At 49.4% G+C, this 21058-nt stretch carries 22 protein-coding genes; 11 read left to right on the top strand and 11 right to left on the bottom strand.

The window, feature by feature from the left end; translation table 11 throughout:
- Positions 1-4: 4 nt before the first annotated feature.
- Together rpoZ and gmk are read right to left on the bottom strand one after the other, a co-directional pair.
- A complete protein-coding gene (rpoZ, locus tag AB2B48_RS17205) occupies positions 5-280 on the bottom strand; it encodes a DNA-directed RNA polymerase subunit omega (protein WP_000135058.1) in 276 nt (91 codons plus the stop codon).
- 52 nt (positions 281-332) lie between these two features.
- Complete coding sequence (gene gmk, locus AB2B48_RS17200) at positions 333-956, bottom strand: guanylate kinase (protein ID WP_035895845.1); 624 nt, start codon at positions 954-956, stop codon at positions 333-335.
- A 256-nt stretch (positions 957-1212) separates the two neighbouring features.
- On the opposite strand from gmk, the gene ligB reads away from it, so the two are divergent.
- On the top strand, positions 1213-2889 hold the full coding sequence (gene ligB / locus AB2B48_RS17195; protein WP_368299691.1) for an NAD-dependent DNA ligase LigB: 1677 nt from the start codon (positions 1213-1215) through the stop codon (positions 2887-2889).
- Here ligB and AB2B48_RS17190 read toward each other — a convergent pair.
- The 3 genes from AB2B48_RS17190 to AB2B48_RS17180 form a co-directional block, all read right to left on the bottom strand.
- Positions 2886-3503, bottom strand: coding sequence for a trimeric intracellular cation channel family protein (locus AB2B48_RS17190; RefSeq protein ID WP_185667494.1), 618 nt, complete (start codon positions 3501-3503; stop codon positions 2886-2888). The two genes, ligB and AB2B48_RS17190, sit on opposite strands and share 4 nt — an antisense overlap.
- A 246-nt stretch (positions 3504-3749) precedes the next feature.
- The gene (locus tag AB2B48_RS17185) at positions 3750-5483 is read right to left on the bottom strand and encodes a phosphoethanolamine transferase CptA (RefSeq protein ID WP_220440712.1); all 1734 of its coding nucleotides are present in this window, start codon (positions 5481-5483) and stop codon (positions 3750-3752) included.
- A 282-nt stretch (positions 5484-5765) separates the two neighbouring features.
- The gene (locus tag AB2B48_RS17180) at positions 5766-6629 is read right to left on the bottom strand and encodes a YicC/YloC family endoribonuclease (RefSeq protein WP_185667492.1); all 864 of its coding nucleotides are present in this window, start codon (positions 6627-6629) and stop codon (positions 5766-5768) included.
- Positions 6630-6843: 214 nt separating this feature from the next.
- On the opposite strand from AB2B48_RS17180, the gene rph reads away from it, so the two are divergent.
- Both rph and pyrE read left to right on the top strand, forming a co-directional pair.
- Positions 6844-7560, top strand: a complete 717-nt coding sequence (gene rph, locus AB2B48_RS17175) for a ribonuclease PH (protein ID WP_123651034.1) — start codon at positions 6844-6846, stop codon at positions 7558-7560.
- Positions 7561-7623: 63 nt separating this feature from the next.
- On the top strand, positions 7624-8265 hold the full coding sequence (pyrE, locus tag AB2B48_RS17170; RefSeq protein WP_185667491.1) for an orotate phosphoribosyltransferase: 642 nt from the start codon (positions 7624-7626) through the stop codon (positions 8263-8265).
- Positions 8266-8302: 37 nt separating this feature from the next.
- Here the strand turns inward: pyrE and slmA are convergent, their stop codons facing one another.
- The 3 genes from slmA to coaBC form a co-directional block, all read right to left on the bottom strand.
- Positions 8303-8899 (bottom strand): nucleoid occlusion factor SlmA, encoded by a 597-nt coding sequence (gene slmA, locus AB2B48_RS17165; protein WP_064540962.1) that lies wholly within the window; start codon positions 8897-8899, stop codon positions 8303-8305.
- Positions 8900-9050: 151 nt separating this feature from the next.
- Complete coding sequence (gene dut / locus AB2B48_RS17160; RefSeq protein ID WP_035895829.1) at positions 9051-9509, bottom strand: dUTP diphosphatase; 459 nt, start codon at positions 9507-9509, stop codon at positions 9051-9053.
- Positions 9487-10707, bottom strand: coding sequence for a bifunctional phosphopantothenoylcysteine decarboxylase/phosphopantothenate--cysteine ligase CoaBC (coaBC, locus tag AB2B48_RS17155; RefSeq protein WP_368301975.1), 1221 nt, complete (start codon positions 10705-10707; stop codon positions 9487-9489). Before coaBC ends, dut begins: the two co-directional genes overlap by 23 nt.
- A 176-nt stretch (positions 10708-10883) precedes the next feature.
- Between coaBC and radC the strand changes: the two genes are divergently transcribed.
- The 4 genes from radC (at position 10884) to mutM (ending at position 13103) form a co-directional block, all read left to right on the top strand.
- On the top strand, positions 10884-11549 hold the full coding sequence (gene radC, locus AB2B48_RS17150; protein WP_185667489.1) for a RadC family protein: 666 nt from the start codon (positions 10884-10886) through the stop codon (positions 11547-11549).
- Between the two features lie 219 nt (positions 11550-11768).
- Positions 11769-12005 carry a 50S ribosomal protein L28 gene (gene rpmB, locus AB2B48_RS17145; protein WP_002436699.1) on the top strand — a complete coding sequence of 79 codons (237 nt, stop codon included), beginning with the start codon at positions 11769-11771 and terminating at the stop codon, positions 12003-12005.
- A gap of 22 nt (positions 12006-12027) precedes the next feature.
- Positions 12028-12195, top strand: coding sequence for a 50S ribosomal protein L33 (rpmG, locus tag AB2B48_RS17140; protein ID WP_003024094.1), 168 nt, complete (start codon positions 12028-12030; stop codon positions 12193-12195).
- A gap of 98 nt (positions 12196-12293) precedes the next feature.
- The gene (gene mutM / locus AB2B48_RS17135) at positions 12294-13103 is read left to right on the top strand and encodes a bifunctional DNA-formamidopyrimidine glycosylase/DNA-(apurinic or apyrimidinic site) lyase (RefSeq protein WP_368299690.1); all 810 of its coding nucleotides are present in this window, start codon (positions 12294-12296) and stop codon (positions 13101-13103) included.
- Between the two features lie 52 nt (positions 13104-13155).
- Here mutM and coaD read toward each other — a convergent pair whose 3' ends face one another.
- From coaD to AB2B48_RS17120, 3 genes are all read right to left on the bottom strand, one after another.
- On the bottom strand, positions 13156-13635 hold the full coding sequence (gene coaD, locus AB2B48_RS17130; RefSeq protein ID WP_368299689.1) for a pantetheine-phosphate adenylyltransferase: 480 nt from the start codon (positions 13633-13635) through the stop codon (positions 13156-13158).
- 8 nt (positions 13636-13643) lie between these two features.
- Complete coding sequence (gene waaA / locus AB2B48_RS17125; protein WP_185667486.1) at positions 13644-14921, bottom strand: lipid IV(A) 3-deoxy-D-manno-octulosonic acid transferase; 1278 nt, start codon at positions 14919-14921, stop codon at positions 13644-13646.
- Positions 14922-15165: 244 nt separating this feature from the next.
- Entirely contained in the window at positions 15166-16155 is a 990-nt protein-coding gene (locus AB2B48_RS17120) for a glycosyltransferase (protein WP_368299688.1), read from the bottom strand.
- 306 nt (positions 16156-16461) lie between these two features.
- Between AB2B48_RS17120 and AB2B48_RS17115 the strand changes: the two genes are divergently transcribed.
- The 4 genes from AB2B48_RS17115 (at position 16462) to rfaP (ending at position 20931) form a co-directional block, all read left to right on the top strand.
- Positions 16462-17712 carry an O-antigen ligase family protein gene (locus AB2B48_RS17115; RefSeq protein WP_368299687.1) on the top strand — a complete coding sequence of 417 codons (1251 nt, stop codon included), beginning with the start codon at positions 16462-16464 and terminating at the stop codon, positions 17710-17712.
- Positions 17713-17990: 278 nt separating this feature from the next.
- Positions 17991-18995: a lipopolysaccharide core heptosyltransferase RfaQ gene (rfaQ, locus tag AB2B48_RS17110; protein ID WP_368301974.1), complete on the top strand. Its 1005-nt coding sequence runs from the start codon at positions 17991-17993 to the stop codon at positions 18993-18995.
- Positions 18996-19016: 21 nt separating this feature from the next.
- Positions 19017-20141 carry a glycosyltransferase family 4 protein gene (locus AB2B48_RS17105; RefSeq protein ID WP_368299686.1) on the top strand — a complete coding sequence of 375 codons (1125 nt, stop codon included), beginning with the start codon at positions 19017-19019 and terminating at the stop codon, positions 20139-20141.
- Positions 20134-20931, top strand: coding sequence for a lipopolysaccharide core heptose(I) kinase RfaP (gene rfaP / locus AB2B48_RS17100; protein WP_185667481.1), 798 nt, complete (start codon positions 20134-20136; stop codon positions 20929-20931). The genes AB2B48_RS17105 and rfaP overlap by 8 nt, the downstream gene beginning before the upstream one ends.
- Positions 20932-21058 lie beyond the last annotated feature (127 nt).

The following is a 21058-nucleotide window of genomic DNA, read 5'->3' as shown; positions in this document are numbered from 1 at the left end:
GTAATTAACGACGACCTTCAGCAATAGCGGTAACAGCTTGTAATTCAGCGGCTTCCTGCTCTTGCTGTTCCTGGCGCTCGCGCACGTCGAGGATCTGGTTGTTGATCAGACCTTCTTCGATTTCGCGCAGTGCGATAACGGTGGTTTTATCGTTTTCTTCTGGAACCAGCGGATCCTTTCCGCCTACCTGCATCTGACGAGCGCGACGCGCGGCGACCAGTACCAGGTCAAAACGGTTACCAATTTTCTCTACAGCGTCCTGAACAGTTACGCGTGCCATACTTTAATGCTCCACAGATAGTGATGGACTGGGCATGATACTGAAAGTGGGTTCAGTCTGCCAATAATTTGCTGATTAAAGCGTCATGTCGCTGCTTTTGGCGGCTCATACGCAGACGTTCTGCCCGGAGGATGGTTTTAAAATCACCCAGCGCGGTATCAAAATCATCATTGACGATAAGGTAATCATATTCCGCGTAATGACTCATTTCTGCAACTGCCTGAGCCATACGTTTTGCGATCACCTCTTCGCTGTCCTGTCCGCGGCCGCGCAGGCGGCGATCCAGTTCAATTTTGGATGGCGGCAGAATAAAGATGCTGCGCGCACCCGGCATGCTTTTACGGATTTGCTGAGCGCCCTGCCAGTCGATATCGAGGAAGACATCAACGCCAGTCGCCAGTACCTGCTCAATTGCCTGACGCGAGGTGCCGTAATAGTTGCCAAAGACTTCCGCGTGTTCCAGGAATGCCCCTTCGCCAATCATCGTTCTGAAATCGTCGTGATTCACAAAGAAATAGTGTTCGCCGTGCACTTCACCCGGACGCGGCGCGCGCGTGGTATGTGAAACAGATACCTGGGAGTCGTACAACGGTTGGGTTTTCAATAAAGCCTGAATCAGGCTGGATTTACCCGCGCCGCTAGGGGCGGAAACAATATAGAGCGTGCCTTGAGCCATGAGTGTCTTTTGTATGTGATTATCGAAAGAGAACTTACATACGAGCCTATTATACACGGCGCTGCCACGCGACGTAGCCTTTGTCACACTTTTTGCGCCAGTTTCTTTCATTTTGCGTACCGTTTTCCTGATTTCTCCTTGTGTTGCTGCAACAAACACGTTTTCCCGGAATCCGGCTCGATAAATGCAGAATCCCTTATCGCAGGGTGAAAAGCGCTGCGCTACAAAGGGGCTATTCGTTGGCGAGGGGAAGAACATGAAAGCATGGATGATTGGCGTGGGCTTGCTGTTCACGTTGCAGGTAGAGGCGGCCTGTCCTGCCTGGTCACCCACCAGAGCGGAGCAGGAGATAGCGCAGCTCGAAGCCCAGATTAGTGGGTGGAATAAAGTTTACTGGCAGCAGGGGGAGAGTGAGGTTAGCGACGGCGTATATGACCAACTCTCTGCGCGTCTTACCCAGTGGCAGCGCTGCTTTGGCATGACCACCGTGGCGCAAACCAGCCTGTCGCCGCTCGGTAAGACGGTGAAGCATCCGGTGGCACATACGGGCGTGCGTAAGTTGGCGGATGCCAGGTCGATGGATGAATGGATGAAGGGCCGGGAAGGGATGTGGGTGCAGCCGAAAGTGGATGGCGTTGCGGTTACCCTGGTCTATCAGAATGGACATCTAAAGCAAGCTATCAGCCGGGGGGATGGGCTAAGTGGAGAAGACTGGACGGAAAAAGCCCGGCACATTCCCGCTATCCCAAAAAATGTCAGCGGAGCGCTGGCAAACAGCGTTCTGCAAGGCGAGATATTTTTACGTGCGGAAGGACATGTACAGAAAAAAATGGGGGGAATGAACGCGCGCTCAAAGGTGGCGGGAATGCTGATGCGTCAGAGTAATAGCCAGTCGCTTTCCGCGCTGTCGTTGTTTATCTGGGCATGGCCCGATGGCCCGGCCTCAATGCGTGAGCGGCTGAACCTTCTTGCCGCGTCCGGATTCGAACTCGCCGCGCGCTATAGCCATTCAGTAATGAGTGCCCGGGAGGTTGCAGAATGGCGCTCGCGATGGTTTAACGCGCCGCTACCCTTTGCAACGGATGGTGTGGTGGTTCGAATGGGAAAAGAACCTGAAGGAAGCCGATGGTTGCCAACGCAGGGAGATTGGGTTGTCGCCTGGAAGTATCAGCCGGTGTCGCAGGTGGCAGAAGTCAGCGGTATTCACTTTGCGATAGGCCGTACCGGAAAGATTGCAGTGGTGGCCGAATTGCAGCCCATCATGCTCGACGATAAGCGGGTACAGCGGGTCAATATAGGTTCGGTGGCGCGCTGGCAGAGCCTGGATATTACCGCAGGCGATCAGCTGCTGATTAGTCTTGCCGGGCAAGGCATTCCGCGACTGGAAAGCGTGGTCTGGCGTGCTCTCGAACGAACAAAACCCGAGCCACCTGCGGCTGACTTTAACTCACTCACCTGTTTTTATCGTACGGTTGCGTGCCGGGAGCAGTTCTTAGCGCGCCTTGCCTGGCTCGGATCGCCCGCGGTGCTCGATATTGAAGGCGTTGGAGAGGTTGGGTGGCAGCGGCTTGCGACGGCGCATTCGTTTGAGCACATCTTCTCCTGGCTTGGGCTCACGCTAACTCAGCTTCAGTCCACACCTGGCATGACGGCAGAGCGAGCGCAGCAGGTATGGCACCGTTTTGATATGACGCGTCGGCAGCCCTTTCGCCGCTGGATCAAAGCAATAGGTGTGCCGCTGCCGAACGCGGCCTTAAAGGCGCTTGACGATAGTACCTGGCGACAGCTACTTGCTCGCAATGAGCAACGCTGGCAAACGTTGCCGGGCATCGGCCCGGAGAAAGCGCGTAGCCTGGCAACGTTTCTTCATGACCCCGTGGTGAGCTCGCTTGTCGAAAAGCTGAGAAAGCTTGGGGTTGCGGGGTTTAACTAGTGCGTTTCGTGCCGGTAGTGGAATACCGGAAGGCCAAGCTTGAGCCTGAGCGCCAGCATCCTTGCGGTAAAGCCGAAGAGCAGCGTGGAGATCACCACCACGTCATGATTGCTGACGTACTGCGAAAGCGCCACGTACAGCACGGCGGCCGCAAACGAGATACCGGCATAAAGCTCTTTCTGGAAGACGAGCGGAATGCGCTTACAGAACATATCGCGTAGTACCCCGCCAAATACGCCGGTGATGACGGCGGCGATGACGGCGATAATGGGTCCTTCTCCCATATCCAGCGCGATTTGCGCGCCAATGATTGAAAAGACAATCAGACCCACGGCATCGAGAACCAAAAACAGGCGGCGCAAATGCGGCATGACCGGAGCCACAATGGTGGTCAGTACTGCGGCAATGGCGACGGTGATGATGTATTCAGGGTGTTGCACCCAGCCTAAGGGATAGTGGCCAAGCAGCATGTCACGGACGGAACCCCCGCCCAGTGCGGTGGCGGTGGCAATGATGATGACCCCAAAGGTATCCATGCGGCGGCGCCCGGCGGCCAGGGCTCCGGTCATCGCCTCTGCGGTGATGCCGATAAGGTAAAGGATGTGCAGTAACATGTTCGCTCCCAACAAGAATGACAGGAGGGTAGCGATTTGTGCGCCATGTCACGATTGAGTTTTTCTAAGGTGAGCTCATTTGAATAAGAAAAACTAATTCATAAATTACGTATGAACGCTGTGTTGGTGAGTTTTATAGAATTGGTTAATGGATTTTATGATTAGAAAATGTAAGTCATTGCGTGAAAAAATGATGCGCGGGGTAAAGCGTTAAAAGCCGCTCCATACGGAGCGGCTTACGGAGCGTTACTGATTACCTTTCTGCTCGCCGTACGGCAGTTTGTCGTAATCGGTCAACGACTTCTTATCGTATGGGTTGCCAATCCAGCGTGTGGTTTCAACAAACTGCGGGCTGGTCAACGCGCGGGTTGGCTCGAAACCGTCATAGCTTAATCCTGCCAGATCGGACCAGGTATGGATAAGCTCGGAGCTGCTGTATTTACGGTTAACATCCTGAGAGAAATCGCGAGGGTGTTCCTGATGCCATTTTTCTGACGTCCACAGCAGGAATGGAATGGTGTACATATGACGCGTTGGCGCAAGCTCATTGCGGCCCTGCGTTTGGTGCGGCGGCGTGTCATAAACCTCTTCCCCGTGGTCAGAGAAGTACAGCAGGAAGCCATTCGGATCTGTTGCTTTGTAGTCCTTAATCAGGGTGGAAACGACGTAGTCGTTGTAAAGGTTGGCATTATCGTAGCTGTTGTACGTGCTTTGCTCATCCTTACTTAACCCAGCTGGCATCGTGTCGGTTTTGCCCGAGAATTTATTCCAGTTTTCCGGGTAACGGTAATCGTAGTTAATATGCGTACCCAACAGGTGCACGATAATAAACTTCTTCGGTGCCGGGTCTGACAGAACCTGTTTAAACGGTGCCAGAACGTTAGAATCGTATTCACGGGCGCTCTGAGTGCGCTGCTGGTTCATATAGAACTGCTGGTCGGTCTGTTTTGAGAACACGGTCAGCATGGTGTTACGTGAGGTCATCGTCTGCTGGTTGGTGATCCAGAAGGTTTTATAGCCCGCCTGTTTCATCAGGTTCATCAGCGATGGTTTAGTCAGATACAGGTCTGGGTTCTGCTCGTTGGCAAAGGTTAGCGCCTGCTGCAGGATCTCAATGGTGTAAGGGCGCGAGGTCACTACATCATTGAAAACGGTGAAGTTAGGATCTGACTTGTGCAGTGCATCCAGCTCAGGCGTGGTTTCGCGCGGGTAGCCATAAAGGCTCATGCGCCCACGCTGTGTGGATTCACCAATGACCAGCACCAGCGTACGAGGAGCATTCCCTGAACTGTCTTTCAGGTTGGCTAGCGGCGGCAGCGCGTGGTTATCATTGAGCAGTCTGGTCAGGCTGTCTAACTGATGGTGATACTGGTAGTAGCCAGTAATAAACTGCCAGGGAGCTGCAGGGGCAAGGCGGGTCGATATGCCATCCAGCACGTCCGCAACGGGCTTGCCTTTCATCAACACGCCGGTCACCAGCGGGTTCAGAATCAGCCCATAGAGCAGGGCAAAGGAGACGAGCCAGCGCCAGGGATTTGGGATATACACCGGACGCAGGCGCGTCCAGAGCAGCACGGCAACAATGGAGTAGACCACCGCAATCAGGACAATCTTAAGGCTAAAATACTGGCTTAAGAACTCACCTGCTTCGTTGGTGTTGGTCTCAAACATCACAAATAAAACGCTTTGCGAAAACTCCTGACCATAAATAACGTAATAGCTAATAGCAGCTAGCGACGCCGCCCAGAGCACAACGCCAATAATGGCGCCAATGATGCGAGTCTTCTTCGGGAACAGGAATACCGGCACCAGCCATAATAAGCTAAAGAGGATGGAATCCCTTAAACCGGTAGAGCCACTGTAGCCTGTGGCGTAGATTACAAGCTGTAATGCCGTTGAAAAGAAACAAAAATACAATACGGCCCAGCCAAGGGCTTTCCAGCTAAAGGCTGGTGTACTCTGAGTAGTCGTGAATTGCATAGGTTTAACTTTATTTGTGATGGAGGCGGCCAGTCTAGCCACCAATGCTTAAGATATAATTAGTTCGATATCTGAACGCATAAGCAGATAGCCCTGGCATCTGAAAGGATATAGATGAAGGTGGAAAATATCTGGTTAAAAACGTCCTGTGTATCGACTCATTCCATAATCACCCTTTATATAAGGGTGAGTAATAATGCAATTTACTTGGGGAAAAAGAAACTACCTGAATTAAAAATGCCCGCACAATGGCGGGCGTCAATTTAAAGTAACTGATTCTAATTATTCGATGTTTTGAATCTGCTCGCGCATTTGTTCGATCAGCACTTTCAATTCGATAGCTGAATTGGTCACGTCCGCATTGATCGACTTTGACGCCAGGGTGTTCGACTCGCGGTTGAACTCTTGCATCATGAAGTCCAGACGGCGGCCAACCGCCTCTTTTTTCTTCAGGATGTTATAGGTCTCTTTCACGTGCGCTTCGAGGCGATCCAGCTCTTCGGCAACGTCGATACGCTGGGCCATCAGCACCAGTTCCTGCTCCAGACGGTTATTTTCAAGCTGAACTTCCGCGTCTTCCAGTTTGGCAACCAGACGGTCGCGCTGCCACTGCAGGATTTCCGGCATATGGGCGCGGACTTTAGTCACTTCGCCGCTGACGCCTTCCAGACGCTGCTCAATCAGGGCTTTCAGCGCCTGACCTTCGGTTTCACGAGCCACGATGAAGTCGTCCAGCGTACCGTCCAGCGCATTGAGGATCTCGGCGGCGATAGCGTCCAGATCCTGCTCCTGTGCGGCCATTACGCCAGGCCAGCGCAGAATGTCGACAGGGTTAACTTCCCCTTCATCGCTCTGCATTTTTACCCAGTTTGCGGCGCTAACCAGTTGTTTTGCCAGTTTTTCATTGAGGATTAGTTCGCCTTGCGCGCTGGCATCTGGCTCAAAACGCAGGGTGCACTCAACTTTACCTCGCGTTAAGCGGGTACGCAGACGTTCACGGACAACGGGTTCAAGACTGCGGAACTGCTCTGGCAGACGGAAATAGGTTTCGAGATAACGCTGGTTAACAGAGCGCAGTTCCCAAGCGGCGCTGCCCCAACTGCCCTTGATTTCACGGCGGGCATAGGCGGTCATGCTGCGGATCATAGACGTTCCTGTTTTTAAAGGAGAGATGGGGGGATTATAGCCTCCGGTAGCTTATGAGGATAGAAATAAGCGCCGTTAATCCGTATACGCTTTGTCCTTCAGGCTGTCTCTGTTGAGTACGCTCCTGAGATGAGCGCCCTTGCCGCCTTGATACAGCTTGAATGATTTTGTGTATAATGCGCGCCACATTCGTTTCAAGCCGGAGATATCTATCATGCGTCCAGCAGGCCGTAGTGCTAACCAGGTGCGTCCCGTCACCCTGACCCGTAATTATACAAAACACGCTGAAGGCTCCGTGCTGGTCGAATTTGGTGATACCAAAGTGCTGTGTACTGCTTCTATCGATGAAGGCGTACCACGTTTCCTGAAAGGTCAGGGCCAGGGTTGGATCACCGCTGAGTACGGCATGCTGCCACGTGCGACCCACACGCGTAATGCGCGTGAAGCGGCTAAAGGCAAGCAGGGCGGTCGTACCATGGAAATTCAGCGTCTGATTGCTCGTGCGCTGCGCGCGGCGGTAGATCTGAAGGCGCTGGGTGAATTCACCATCACGCTGGACTGCGACGTTATCCAGGCCGATGGCGGCACGCGAACGGCGTCCATTACCGGTGCCTGCGTGGCGCTGGCTGATGCGCTGGGCAAACTGGTTGCCGCGGGTAAGCTGAAAACCAACCCAATGAAAGGGATGGTAGCGGCGGTTTCCGTAGGTATCGTGAACGGCGAAGCGCTGTGCGACCTGGAATACGTTGAAGATTCAGCGGCAGAAACCGATATGAACGTGGTGATGACCGAAGATGGACGCATCATTGAAGTTCAGGGGACCGCCGAGGGCGAGCCGTTCAGCCACGAAGAATTACTCACCCTACTGGCGTTAGCCCGAGGGGGAATCGAATCTATTATCACGACGCAGAAAGCGGCGTTAGAAAATTGATGTTAAGGGCGACGTGGTCGCCCTTTTTTTTGTCCGTAATAAAGTGAGATGAGGAGCGAATCCATGAAACCGTATCAGCGCCAGTTTATTGAGTTTGCGCTTAACAAGCAGGTACTTAAGTTTGGCGAATTTACGCTGAAATCCGGGCGCAAGAGCCCCTATTTCTTCAACGCCGGGCTGTTTAATACCGGGCGCGATCTGGCACTGTTAGGCCGTTTTTATGCCGAAGCGCTGGTGGATTCCGGTATTGAGTTCGATCTGTTGTTTGGCCCTGCCTACAAAGGTATCCCGATTGCCACAACTACGGCAGTTGCGCTGGCGGAGCATCACGACCGTGATTATCCGTACTGCTTTAACCGCAAAGAAGCGAAAGACCACGGAGAAGGCGGCAATCTGGTGGGGAGCGCGCTGACCGGACGCGTGATGCTGGTAGACGATGTGATCACTGCGGGTACCGCGATCCGTGAATCGATGGAGATTATCCAGGCCAACGGTGCGAAGCTTGCCGGCGTGCTGATCTCTTTAGATCGTCAGGAGCGTGGACGCGGTGAAATTTCCGCGATCCAGGAAGTTGAACGTGACTATGGCTGTGAGGTTATCTCGATCATCACGCTGAAAGACTTGATTGCTTATCTGGAAGAAAAACCAGAGATGGCTGAACATCTGGCGTCGGTACGCGCTTATCGCGAGGCATACGGCGTATAAAAAAATAGCCCGGCGGATGCCGGGTTATTTGAACGTGTTACTGCAGTTGCGCAACGATCAGCGGCCAACGGGCATCAAAATCGTCCGTTGGTCGGTATTTGAATTCGCTGCGTACAAAGCGCGACAGCATGCCCTCACAGAAGGCGAGCAGCTGACTTGCCAGCAGCGTTTCATCCGTTTCGTAGCCTTCACCTTCCCGCATTTTCCGCTCGCGCAGCACCTGGCGCAACTGAGCTTCAATACGTTCAAACAGCTGGTTGATACGTCCCTGTAGGCGATCCTGCTCAAACATGAGCGCATGGCCGGTCAGGATACGGGTCAGCCCTGGATTGCGTTCGCCAAAACCAAGAATAAGCAGCACAATCAGGCGTAAACGCGCAGTGGTGTCCTTCTCGTCTTTGAGGATCAGGTTGATACGGGTAATCAGGCTATCTTCGATAAACTCGATGAGGCTATCGAACATGCGGGTCTTGCTAGGAAAATGCCGGTACAGCGCTGCTTCGGAAACACCAACGGAGGCGGCCAGTTTGGCCGTGGTGATACGTTGGCTACCGTCGCTGGATTCAAGCATCAACGCCAGGGATTGAAGTATTTCCTCGCGACGATTCCTTTTCGCAGTTTGCTTTTCTGCCATGTTCTAAAATACCCCTGAAAATAAAACAATTGTCAGGCGAGCATCCACACGGCGACCGCAATCATAATTTGCAGTGATGTATTCGCATTATGACACCGTGAGATACGTAAAAACGGGCGCACCGCGCTGGACGGATGCGCCTTAGAGCGTGTTATTGACGCCCGGAGTGGCCAAAACCACCTTCGCCACGATCGGTGGCTTCAAACGATTCGACCAGATTAAACTCGGCCTGTACGACAGGAACAAACACCATTTGCGCAACGCGTTCGCCCGGCTCAATGGTGAAGGTCGTTTGCCCACGGTTCCAGATGGAAACCATCAGCTGACCCTGGTAGTCGGAGTCAATCAGCCCAACCAGGTTGCCCAGCACGATACCGTGCTTGTGACCCAGGCCAGAGCGCGGCAGCATCACTGCGGCCAGAGAAGGGTCGGCAATGTGAATCGCCAGACCGGTTGGCAGTAAAGTGGTCTCGCCCGGCGCCAGCTCTACGGCGTCATCAAGACAGGCGCGCAGGTCAAGGCCTGCTGAGCCAGCAGTGGCATAGGTCGGCAGCGGGAACTGCTGACCAATACGCGAGTCCAGAATCTTAACGTCGATTTTTTTCATCATAACGGGTAACGATCTCGTCCAATAATAGTTGGCCCAGGAGTGACTTACTGGCGAGTGGTAAGCGCTTCTCGCCGTCCTGCCAGAAAAGATGTAATGCATTGTTGTCGCTATTAAAGCCTTGATTTGATTGCGAAACGTCGTTAGCACAAATCAGATCAAGGTTCTTGCGGCTACGCTTTTGCCGCGCATATTCTTCCACATTATTCGTTTCGGCAGCAAATCCTACGACGTAAGGTCGCGCTGTTTTTCGTGCGGCAACACCGGCGACGATATCAGGGTTTTTTACCATTTTTATTGTAAATTCATCACCCTGAGTGTCCTGCTTCTTAATTTTTTCGTCGGCAATCACGGCAGCGCGATAGTCCGCGACGGCGGCACAGCCGATGAAAATATGTTGCCCGGCGACGCCAGCCTGAACGGCCGCATTCATCTCCTCAGCGGTCGTCACATCAACGCGCTGCACGAAGGCGGGCGTTGGCAGCGATACCGGGCCGCTGACCAGCGTAACGTTGGCGCCGCGCTGTGCAGCCGCTTCGGCAATCGCAAAGCCCATTTTTCCGGAGCTATGGTTGGTGATGTAGCGTACGGGATCCAGCGGCTCACGAGTGGGGCCAGCGGTAATCATGATGTTCAGATGTTGCAAATCTTTGACGGGCGAAAAGTGGGCGGCCGCCATATCGACGATGGTTAGCGGGTCAAGCATGCGCCCCGGGCCGACATCACCGCAGGCCTGACTGCCGCTGTCCGGGCCCCAGATGAGCATATTCCGCGAGGCTAATACCTCAAGATTATGCTGAGTGGCGGCAGCGCGGTACATCTGCTGGTTCATGGCAGGCACCACGGCAACGGGAGATGGTGTGGCGAGACAGATAGTCGAGACCAGGTCGTTTGCCATCCCTGCGGTCACGCGGGCAATCAGGTCTGCCGTTGCGGGCGCGAGGATAACAAGATCGGCCCATTTCCCCAGCTCGATGTGCCCCATTGCGGCTTCAGCGGCGGTATCAAGCAGGCTATCAGAGACCGGATAGCCGGAAACGGCTTGCAGACTCAGCGGGGTGATAAAAGCTTTTGCGGCTTCCGTCATGGCAACGCGCACATCCGCGCCGCGGTCGCGCAGGCGACGTACGAGTTCCGGCGTTTTGTAGGCAGCAATGCCGCCGCTGACGCCAAGAACAATTTTTTTACCGGCCAGGCTCATCATGATTCTTTCCTGTTAGGGGTACACCAGAATCCGCGTATTTTATCACAATCCTTTCGGGGTCGTGCGCTTGTGACATCGACACTTTGCGAGGCGCTACGCAAGCGCAATATCTCAGTCGTGCGGCGCGATACGCGTTGTGACAGCATGGCGGCAGCTATCGGAAGGAGGCCGTTATGGAGAGTGCAGAAGCGATGATGCCGCGGGAAAAGATGCAGCGGTATGGCATTGAGACGCTGTCAGATACCGAATTGCTGGCGCTGTTTTTACGCACGGGGACGCGTGAAAAAAGCGTGATGCGCTATTCTCACGACCTGCTTCGGCATTTTGGGTCGCTCTACCGGCTACTCTCCGCCAGCGAGGAGGAGATGACCCAGATTGATGGGATGGGAATTGCCAAATATGCTCAGCTCAAAGGTATTGCTGAACTGGCGCGTCGCTACTTCAGCGTGCGGGTGCTGGAAGAAGATTCCCTGTTGAGCCCGGAGCTGGCGCGAGAATTTTTACAAAGCCAGTTGGCCGATGAAGAAAGGGAAATCTTTGTGGTCATCTTCCTCGATAACCGGCACAAGGTACTGAAACATAGTCGACTTTTTTCCGGAACGTTGAATCATGTGGAGGTTCACCCGCGTGAAATTGTACGAGAAGCCATCAAAGTGAATGCCGCGGCGGTGATCCTCGCGCATAATCATCCATCAGGAAATGCCGAACCGAGTAAATCAGACAGACTTATCACCGAAAGAGTGGTAAAGTGTTGCCAATTCATGGATGTACGTGTACTAGACCATTTGGTTATTGGCCGCGGTGAGTATGTTTCTTTTGCCGAACGAGGCTGGATTTAGCGGATAATTACGCGATCCACCGGGATCTTTGTCTGTTCGGGACTTGAGCATATCCTCGTGTCAGCGTATACTACGCCACCTTTGAGAATCTCGGGTTTGGCATTTGGGCCTGGCAATCGAGAGTTCACTTAGAACTACGCGATGACCGGGCTGTAAAGCCTGACGAGGCGCCGATACCCCATACGAAGCTCGAGCTAATTTGATTTTTGGAGAATAGACATGTCCCGAGTCTGCCAAGTTACTGGCAAGCGTCCGGTGACCGGTAACAACCGTTCCCACGCACTGAACGCGACTAAACGCCGTTTCCTGCCGAACCTGCACTCTCACCGTTTCTGGGTTGAGAGCGAGAAGCGTTTTGTCACCCTGCGTGTATCTGCTAAAGGTATGCGTGTTATTGATAAGAAAGGCATCGATACAGTTCTGTCCGAACTGCGTGCCCGTGGCGAAAAGTACTAAGTACTTAAAGAGGAAATAAATCATGGCTAAAGGTATTCGCGAGAAAATCAAGCTGGTTTCTTCTGCTGGTACTGGTCACTTCTATACCACCACGAAGAACAAACGTACTAAACCGGAAAAACTGGAACTGAAAAAGTTCGATCCAGTTGTCCGTCAGCACGTTCTGTACAAAGAAGCTAAAATCAAATAATTTTAGTTTCGATGTCACGAAAAACCTCGCCTCGGCGGGGTTTTTTGTTTTCTGGGCGTCCCCATAATAGAGAGATCTGTATTTGAGTCGGAGACGCTATGCCTGAATTACCTGAAGTTGAAACCAGCCGCCGGGGTATTGAACCTCACCTGGTCGGTGCCACCATCCAGTACGCTGTGATTCGCAACGGTCGCCTGCGCTGGCCTGTCTCTGATGAAATCTACCGCCTGAGCGATAAGCCCGTCCTGAGCGTTCAGAGGCGTGCAAAGTACCTTCTGCTTGAACTGCCCGATGGTTGGATAATCATTCATTTGGGGATGTCTGGCAGCCTGCGTATCCTGTCTGAAGAACTCCCCGCAGAAAAACATGACCACGTCGACCTGGTGATGAGTAACGGCAAAGTGCTGCGCTATACCGACCCACGTCGCTTTGGCGCCTGGCTATGGACCACGGAGCTGGAAGGGCACAGCGTGCTCGCGCATCTTGGCCCAGAGCCGCTCAGCGCGGAATTTAACGCCGATTATCTACTGGCGAAGTGTGCGAAGAAGAAAACGGCGATCAAACCCTGGCTGATGGATAACAAGCTGGTCGTGGGTGTGGGGAATATCTACGCCAGCGAATCACTATTCGCCGCGCGGATCCACCCGGATCGGCTGGCGTCCTCGCTCTCAAGAGAAGAGGGTGAACGGCTGGTTGACGCGATCAAAGCGGTGCTGGCGCGATCGATTGAGCAAGGCGGGACGACGCTAAAAGACTTCCTGCAAAGCGACGGTAAGCCGGGCTATTTTGCTCAGGAATTGCAGGTATATGGACGTAAAGGGGAAGCGTGTCGGATATGTGGGACGCCGATTGTGGCGAGCAAGCATGCGCAGCGGGCGACGTTTTACTGCAAACAGTGCCAGAAATAACACCTACACGTAGCCCGGCCAAGCGAAGCGCCGCCGGGAACGACACCGAAGCCTACTTCAGCTTCTCCATCAACGCCTGATGCACGTTTACCGGCAGGAAGTGGGTCACATCGCCATTATGACGTGCCACCTCTTTCACCAGCGAAGATGAGATAAACGACCACTCTTTGGACGGCATCAGGAAGACGCTTTCCAGCTCTGGCATCAGGTGGCGATTCATATGCGCCAGCTGCATTTCATACTCGAAGTCAGCCACGGCGCGCAGGCCGCGAATCAGAATATTGGCCTGCTGCGTCCGCGCAAAGTTAGCCATCAGGTCGCTAAAACCCATGACCTCAACGTTATCAAGGTGCGCCGTTGCCTGCTGGGCCAGCGTCACGCGCTCGCTCAGTTCGAACATCGGTTTTTTACTGGGGCTGGCGGCAATAGCGAGGATGACATGGTCAAACATGCAGGCTGCACGAGTCACGATATCAAGGTGACCGTTGGTAATAGGATCGAAGGTGCCTGGATAAATCGCCCGTTTTTGCATAGCCATCCTCAATGCGTTTTCGGTGGTAGGTAAGGCTCCAGAAGTTGTAGCAGACGCTGCAGTGCGCCCTGATTCTGGTAAAGAACCTCAACGGCATGACGGCCATAGAAACTACGGTAGTCTTCATCGGCTAACAGCGAAGCCACTTCTTTCTCAAGGCTGGCGGCATCGGTGACCGTGATAAGGCCGCTGGCCTGCTCCAGACGAGCACAGATATCTTTGAAGTTGAAAGTATGCGGCCCCATCAGCACCGGAATGGCGTGGGCAGCAGCTTCCAGCGGGTTGTGCCCGCCGCGTTCAACCAGTGAACCGCCGACAAACGCCAGATCGGCAATGCCGTACAGCAGCATCAGTTCACCCATCGTGTCACCAATCACTACCTGGGTGGTGGCAGAAGGGACTTCACCGGAAGAGCGAGTAGTATAGCTCAGGCCTGCCTGACGAGTGAGGTTGATGGCATCCGGGAAACGCTCAGGATGGCGGGGCACCAGAATTAACAGAAGATCGGGGTAGTGCTGCAGCAGCGCTTTATGCGCGGCAATGATGATGCTCTCTTCGCCATCATGAGTGCTGGTAGCAATCCATACCGGACGATGTGGGGCCCATTGGCGGCGCAGCGTGATGGCTCTGGCCGCCAGTTGAGGCGTAACCGAGATATCAAACTTCAGGCTGCCAGTGATAGTCACCTGACTATTTTTGGCGCCGAGCGCGACAAAGCGCTTACCGTCTTCTTCATTCTGCGCCGCAATTAGCGTAATACGTTGCAGCAGCGTGCGCACGAACGACCCAAGCTTAGCGTAACCAGCGGCAGAACGCTCGGAAAGGCGGGCGTTGGCGATAACCAGCGGAATATGACGGCGATGCAGTGCGGCAATCAGGTTCGGCCACAGTTCGGTTTCCATGATAAGCACCAGCTTAGGGTCAATCTTATCGAGGAAGCGGTTCAGAGCATCCGGTAAATCATAAGGTAGATAGACATGCTGAACGTCTTTGCCAAAGGCCGACTGAACGCGTTCAGACCCGGTTGGGGTCATGGTGGTCACCGTAATCGGCAAATCAGGATAACGATGGCGCAGCGCGCGAACCAGTGGGATGGCTGCCAGGGTTTCACCAACGGAAACGGAGTGCAGCATAATGCCGCCGGGTTTAAGCGGCTGGCGATAGAAACCATAACGTTCACCCCAGCGTTTGCGATAGGCTGGAGCCTTACGTCCGCGCACCCAAAGCCGTACCCAGATGAGAGGCTGGATAAGGTAGAGGAGGGCGGTGTAAAGCAATTCGAGCATATATAGTAGCTGGCTTATGAATGTGCTGGGGATTCTATGTATTTAACTATGGCTTTACCATCATTTTTGCTGATTTTTTGAGGAAACTGTACGGATCATGAGAAGGGGGGCCTGAGTCGTGTTGCCCCACTTTGTCATCTCAGCAGCGAAAGGCTAAAAAAGGAATGGTTATGGGCATAAAAACCGATCGCCTTATCAAATATGGCGGAAATATCACCATTTATGCAAGCAGAGCATCGGTTTATTAGCGACTTTTCTTCGCTTGGTACTTTCTCACTAAATATTTTATATAAAAAATAAAGGCGCTGAGCACGTGACCATTGTGCTTTAAATGCGTACTTTTTCTCGATAGCTGTTTATATGTAGTGGGTGCTAACAATGGAATATCTTTCCACGGTGAGTTTTCTCTGGCGACGTTGAAGTATTCTACTTCAGCATAAAATTGTGCCCAGTCGTGCCAGGGTTTAGTGACGCCAACATAGTGTATGAATACTGTTTGTGGTGTGATTTTGAAGGCATCACCACCTTTTTTTGCTAACGTGTCGATGTTAAAGAATGAATTGAACTTATGATCCAAAATTTTTACGCGATCGTTGAAGAGGACATTCAGTGCATCCTGATCGGGGTGTGAAAAACGATTTTCATTGACCTTTGTAATGACCTGTAAAGTCAAATTAATATCTTTTAATGCTGGAAGGTTAAAGTACATGAATCCTGAGTTGAAATATAGACCCGGATTAATACCGGCAACAGCCGAGGTATCGACAAACCTGTCATGAACAGCCATTAATACATTGTCATTGAATTCTTCTTTGAGTAAGGGAGCAAGACTCTCTTTACATATAATATCAGAATCAAGATATATAATATTGGTTAATTTATCTGCAAAGTAATCGATCGCAATAAGTCTAAAATAGATTGAGTAGTTCCATGCTTTAGATGCAGTAGGCAGATTTTTTAGTTCATTGTCATCTAATACATAAAATGTGATGCGGGTATTATATTGTTTTGTCAGGGTGGAAAAAAGATGAAGTTGATGTTCATCAAGGTAATTAGTAAAAATATGAAAGTGGAAATTAATATCGCGGTTATTTAAAAGGACAGATGTAATCGAAACACCTGTGCCATAGAGAAAAGGTCTATCAGCACCATAGGTAATATTGACACATGGATTTGTTGTATCATCATTTTCAATATGTGCATTCTTAATATATTTTATTATATTGTCTTTCACATTTATTCCTTTTATTTTTCAGAGCACACTGGTGTTTATGTGAGATAAAGTCGCTCTTCTGTTGGCATAGGATAGAACAATCTGCAAAGGAAGGAAAGAGATAGTCACATGATAAATTTCATATATTAATCATTGCGTTATGTTGGTTTCTCTTACGGGGAAAGCGAAGGCGCACGGTGAGAAGAAGAGACAAAATTAATAGGGGATTTTTACGTTTTTTTATAATAAAATATGTCTTATAAACCGTATGTTTGAGCGCTTGTTATTGATTAACAAGGAAATTTTAATGGGTGAGATTCCAATTTTATGAATCAAGTAAGATTTGGTCAAAATGATAACGTCTTGATTTTAAGCAAAATAGTTTTGGTGCTAATGATCTTTGGGTTATTTACAATTGATAATCAAGGGGTGCTCAATATAACCTCTGTCATCGCTGTGCTTTTATCTTTTTATTATATAAAAGTCAGCGGTGTTGAAATTAAAGAAAATATTTTAGACCTCATGCAGAAGAGAAAAACATTGCTTCTCTTCACGTTATGGTGTGTTTTCTGTATTGCATTTTTCACCTATGAAAATAAATTTCTCCATGCCTATGGTATATTGATAAAAGACTGGCGTTACCCGTTGGTGATGATGTTGTTTTTTGGTGCATTCAGCAAACATAAGGCCTCGCTGAGACAGGTTTTTGTGATTGGGGCGATGCTAACGCTTTCCTATATTGTCTTAGTGGTACCAATTTTAAGAATTATAAAAAATAACCAGCAGGAATTGTATCTACAACTTCGCTATGGTTTCGCATTCTATGTCGTCATGCTATTTCCTTTTGTGTTGACCGGGGCTGTTTTATTAAAGAATACTTTTCTTAAAGTAGCCTTGTATATCATTTCCGCGCTTGCATTTGTCTTTTTGTTATATACCGGGAGTCGGGGTGGAATCTTAGCGATTGTTGTAGAGATTTTCATGATCTCATTCCTTGTGAGTAAAACGCTTAAGAGATTTATGGTAGCTACCTGCAGTCTGCTGATTATAATGTCTGCTTTACTGGTCGGTACCTACAATACAGTGGATCAGGTAAAGCGGAAAGTTGATCAAACGTTACAGATGAAAAACGTTACTTCCAGTCGCGATGAACTCATCACTGACCGTTTTCCTCTGGTAATGAAGAATATCAATAATGTCGTCTTTGGTATTGGGTATGGCAATGCAACATATAACCAATATTTAGAAGACCACAATGCACCGAAAAATCCAGGCGTATATTCTGAACGAAATAAAGGCTATAATATAGACGAGCCATTCTTTATAATAGTTCTTTATAATTTAGGGGTGATTGGGCTGCTTTTATTTGTGTCGGCCTTTTACAATACATTCAAAGATATATATGGTCGTGCTAGAACCCAAAAAGACATTTTCAGTATTTCATTACTTTGCTCTCTGGTTGGTTACATTTTGGTGTATTGCTTATTTGAGCAAATGTTCATAAACGTATTCTTTTTATATAGTATAGCTATTGTGATGCTGTATGACAAAAATGAGCCAGTCAAAGTAACGAATTAATATCAAATGAGCCTATGTAATATATTTAAGAACATAGGCTCAATATTCATCATGTAATCTATGGCTTTATATATTGAAGCCATTTATTTGTTCTCTATTTCGCATAGAACTTTTCATAGATATCGAATTGTCAAGTGAATAGTGGTATAATATAACCGATAAAATGCGATGGTGTGATCTGCAGTACACAGGTAGCTGTTGAGCCTGGGGCGGTAGCGTGATTTAAAATTAACAATAACCTGAAAGGGTATAGTGTGAAAAAGATCCTGGTAATAAAAATGCGCTTTCACGGTGATATGTTACTAACCACACCGGTCATCAGTACGCTTAAAAAAAATTATCCTGATGCAGATATTGATGTTCTGCTCTACGAAGATACTATTCCAATTTTATCTGAAAACCCTGACATTCATGCATTGTATGGGATAAAAAATAAGAAGAGTTCTGCTTTTGAGAAAGCAAAAAACTTCTTAATGCTGATCAGAGTATTGCGCGGCAATCATTATGATTTAGTGGTTAACCTTACCGATCAGTGGATAGTCGCTTTACTGTGTCGCTTCCTGGATTGTCCAATAAAATTAACTCATGATTTTTCTCATAGAAATAAGAAATTCTGGCGTGATAGCTTTACCCATCACGTTCCGCTAAGTGGCGAACATTGGGTTGAACGTAATTTGTCTGTTCTGATGCCATTAAACCTAAAGGAATCAGTCCCGGTACTGAAAATGGTTTATGGGGAGCCAGTATGGCAATCCGTTCGGAAAAAACTCCCTCAGGTTGATACCAGAAAGTATGTTGTTATACAGCCAACGGCGAGACAAGAATTCAAATCGTGGGAGAATGAGAGATTCTCCCAGGTGATCGATGCGATACATCGTTTGGGGTATCTGGTCGTACTGACTTCTGGGCCTGGTGCAAGCGATCTTGCCTGTGTCGACGAGATTGCCAGGGGGTGTGAAACTAAGCCCTTAACGGAAATCGCCGGTAAAACAACATTCCCTGAGCTTGCTGCATTAATTAATCATGCTGTACTTTTCATTGGCGTAGACTCTGCCCCGATGCATATCTCTGCAGCGGTTAAAACTCCCATCATTTGTCTATTCGGCGCGACCGATCATATCGCCTGGCGGCCATGGTCGGATGATGTGACGCAATTTTGGGCTGGTGATTACCAACCCATGCCTGCACGTGAGAACCTTGATCGAAGTAAGAAATATTTATCTGCTATACCTGCGGAAGACGTGATTAAAGCGATACAGTCACGGTTACCTAAAATCGATTAATAAAGCATCCGGATATATAAAATGGATATTGCCTTCTGTTTGTATAAATATTTCCCTTTTGGTGGGTTGCAGCGTGATTTTTTGCGCATTGCGTCGACGGTTGCAGCGCGCGGACACCATGTGCGGGTTTACACGCAATCATGGCAAGGAGATATTCCAGATAGTCTGGAGATAATAATTGTTCCTGTGAAATCATGCTCCAATAACGGGAAAAATACAGAGTATCATCGCTGGGTAAGTAAACATCTTCAGAGCAATCCAGCAGGACGGGTTGTTGGCTTTAATAAAATGCCAGGGTTAGATGTGTATTATGCTGCCGATGTTTGTTACGCAGAAAAAGTCGCGCAAGAAAAAGGTTTTCTCTATCGTCTGACGCCACGATACCGGCATTATGCAGCCTTTGAGAAAGCAACATTTACTGCGGGGACATCAACACAGCTGTTGATGCTTACGGATAAGCAAATTGCCGATTTTCAGAAACATTATCATACTGAGATAACACGTTTCCATATTCTCCCTCCGGGAATTTACCCGGACAGAAAATACAGCGCTCAGGCGCCAAACTGTAGAGCTAATTTCCGCAAAGAAAATGATATCAGTGATTCCCAGTATCTGATGATACAAATCGGATCTGATTTTACCCGTAAGGGTGTCGACAGAACTATCAAGGCATTGGCTTCCTTGCCGGAACTTGTCCGCAAACAAACGATTCTGTTTGTTGTTGGTCAGGATAAGCCCGAGCGCTATATAAAGCTGGCAACAGAATGTGGCGTTGCTGACAATATCAAATTCTTCCCCGGCCGTAATGATGTCTCTGAGTTAATGGCGGCAGCCGATCTATTGATTCATCCTGCATACCAGGAAGCCGCAGGGATCGTGTTGGTTGAAGCAATTGCCGCAGGTTTGCCTGTCATAACAACTGCCGTTTGTGGTTACGCCCATTATATTAAAGATGCTAATTGCGGTATTGTTATTGATGAACCATTTGAACAAAAATTATTGAATGAAGCTGTTTGTTTTTCTTTAACTGACTCAGGGCGAAGAGTTGCATGGCAAGAAAATGCCCAACACTTTGCTGATACTCAAGACCTTTATAGTCTACCTGAGAAAGCAGCTGATATTATTATAGGCGGTGCCCATGGTTGAGTTAAAAGAACCATTTTTATCCTTGTGGAAAGGGAAAAATGTTTTTTCTGAAGTGCAGAAGTTACAGGGAGAAACATTTAGACAACTCGAAACGCGTAGAACGATAAGGTTTGAGATTGCAGGGAAAAGCTATTTTCTAAAATGGCACCAGGGAACTAAACTGAAGGAAGTGATCAAGAACTTATTCTCTTTACGCTTGCCTGTATTAGGAGCTGATAGAGAATGGAATGCGATCCACCGTCTGCAGGAATTGGGTGTCGACACAATGCACGGTGTGGGGTTCGGGCAGCAAGGGCTAAATCCACTTAATCGTATCTCATTTATTATCACTGAGGATCTGAGCCCGGCGGTTAGCCTGGAAGACTATTGCGCAGATTGGCTGGCGAATCCACCTTCACGAAAAATTAAAATGGCATTAATTGAACGTCTTGCCGTTATGGTCAGAAAAATGCATCAGGGAGGTGTTAATCACCGTGATTGCTATCTCTGTCACTTCTTATTGCATCAACCGGCCAATTTTGAAGGCAATGCGTTTAAACTCTCGGTTATTGATTTACACCGGGCTCAGATAAGGAATTCGGTGCCTATCCGTTGGCGAAATAAGGATCTGATTGGCTTGTACTTCTCCTCGTTAAACATTGGTTTAACGCAAAGAGACTATTTCAGATTCTTGAAGATATACTTCGAAAAAGACATGAATACAATTATCCGTGATGAGTCAGGCCTCTTTGCAACCTATGCAAGAAAGACTGATAAAATTATCAATCATACATCAAAAAATAAACTATAAATATGAAGTAATAGATTTTATATAACTACATAGAATAGTTAATTTAATTTATTCAGCTGGCCAGTAACTGTCAATGTATCTTTCATGGTGACGGTGCTGGCTTAATTTATATTAGAGGGTTTGAACT

This window comes from Kluyvera sichuanensis, from assembly GCF_040930405.1.
In the GTDB taxonomy this organism is placed as follows: domain Bacteria; phylum Pseudomonadota; class Gammaproteobacteria; order Enterobacterales; family Enterobacteriaceae; genus Kluyvera; species Kluyvera sichuanensis.
The sequence above is the reverse complement of the archived record's forward strand: the minus strand, read 5'-3'. Positions and strand labels throughout refer to the sequence as shown.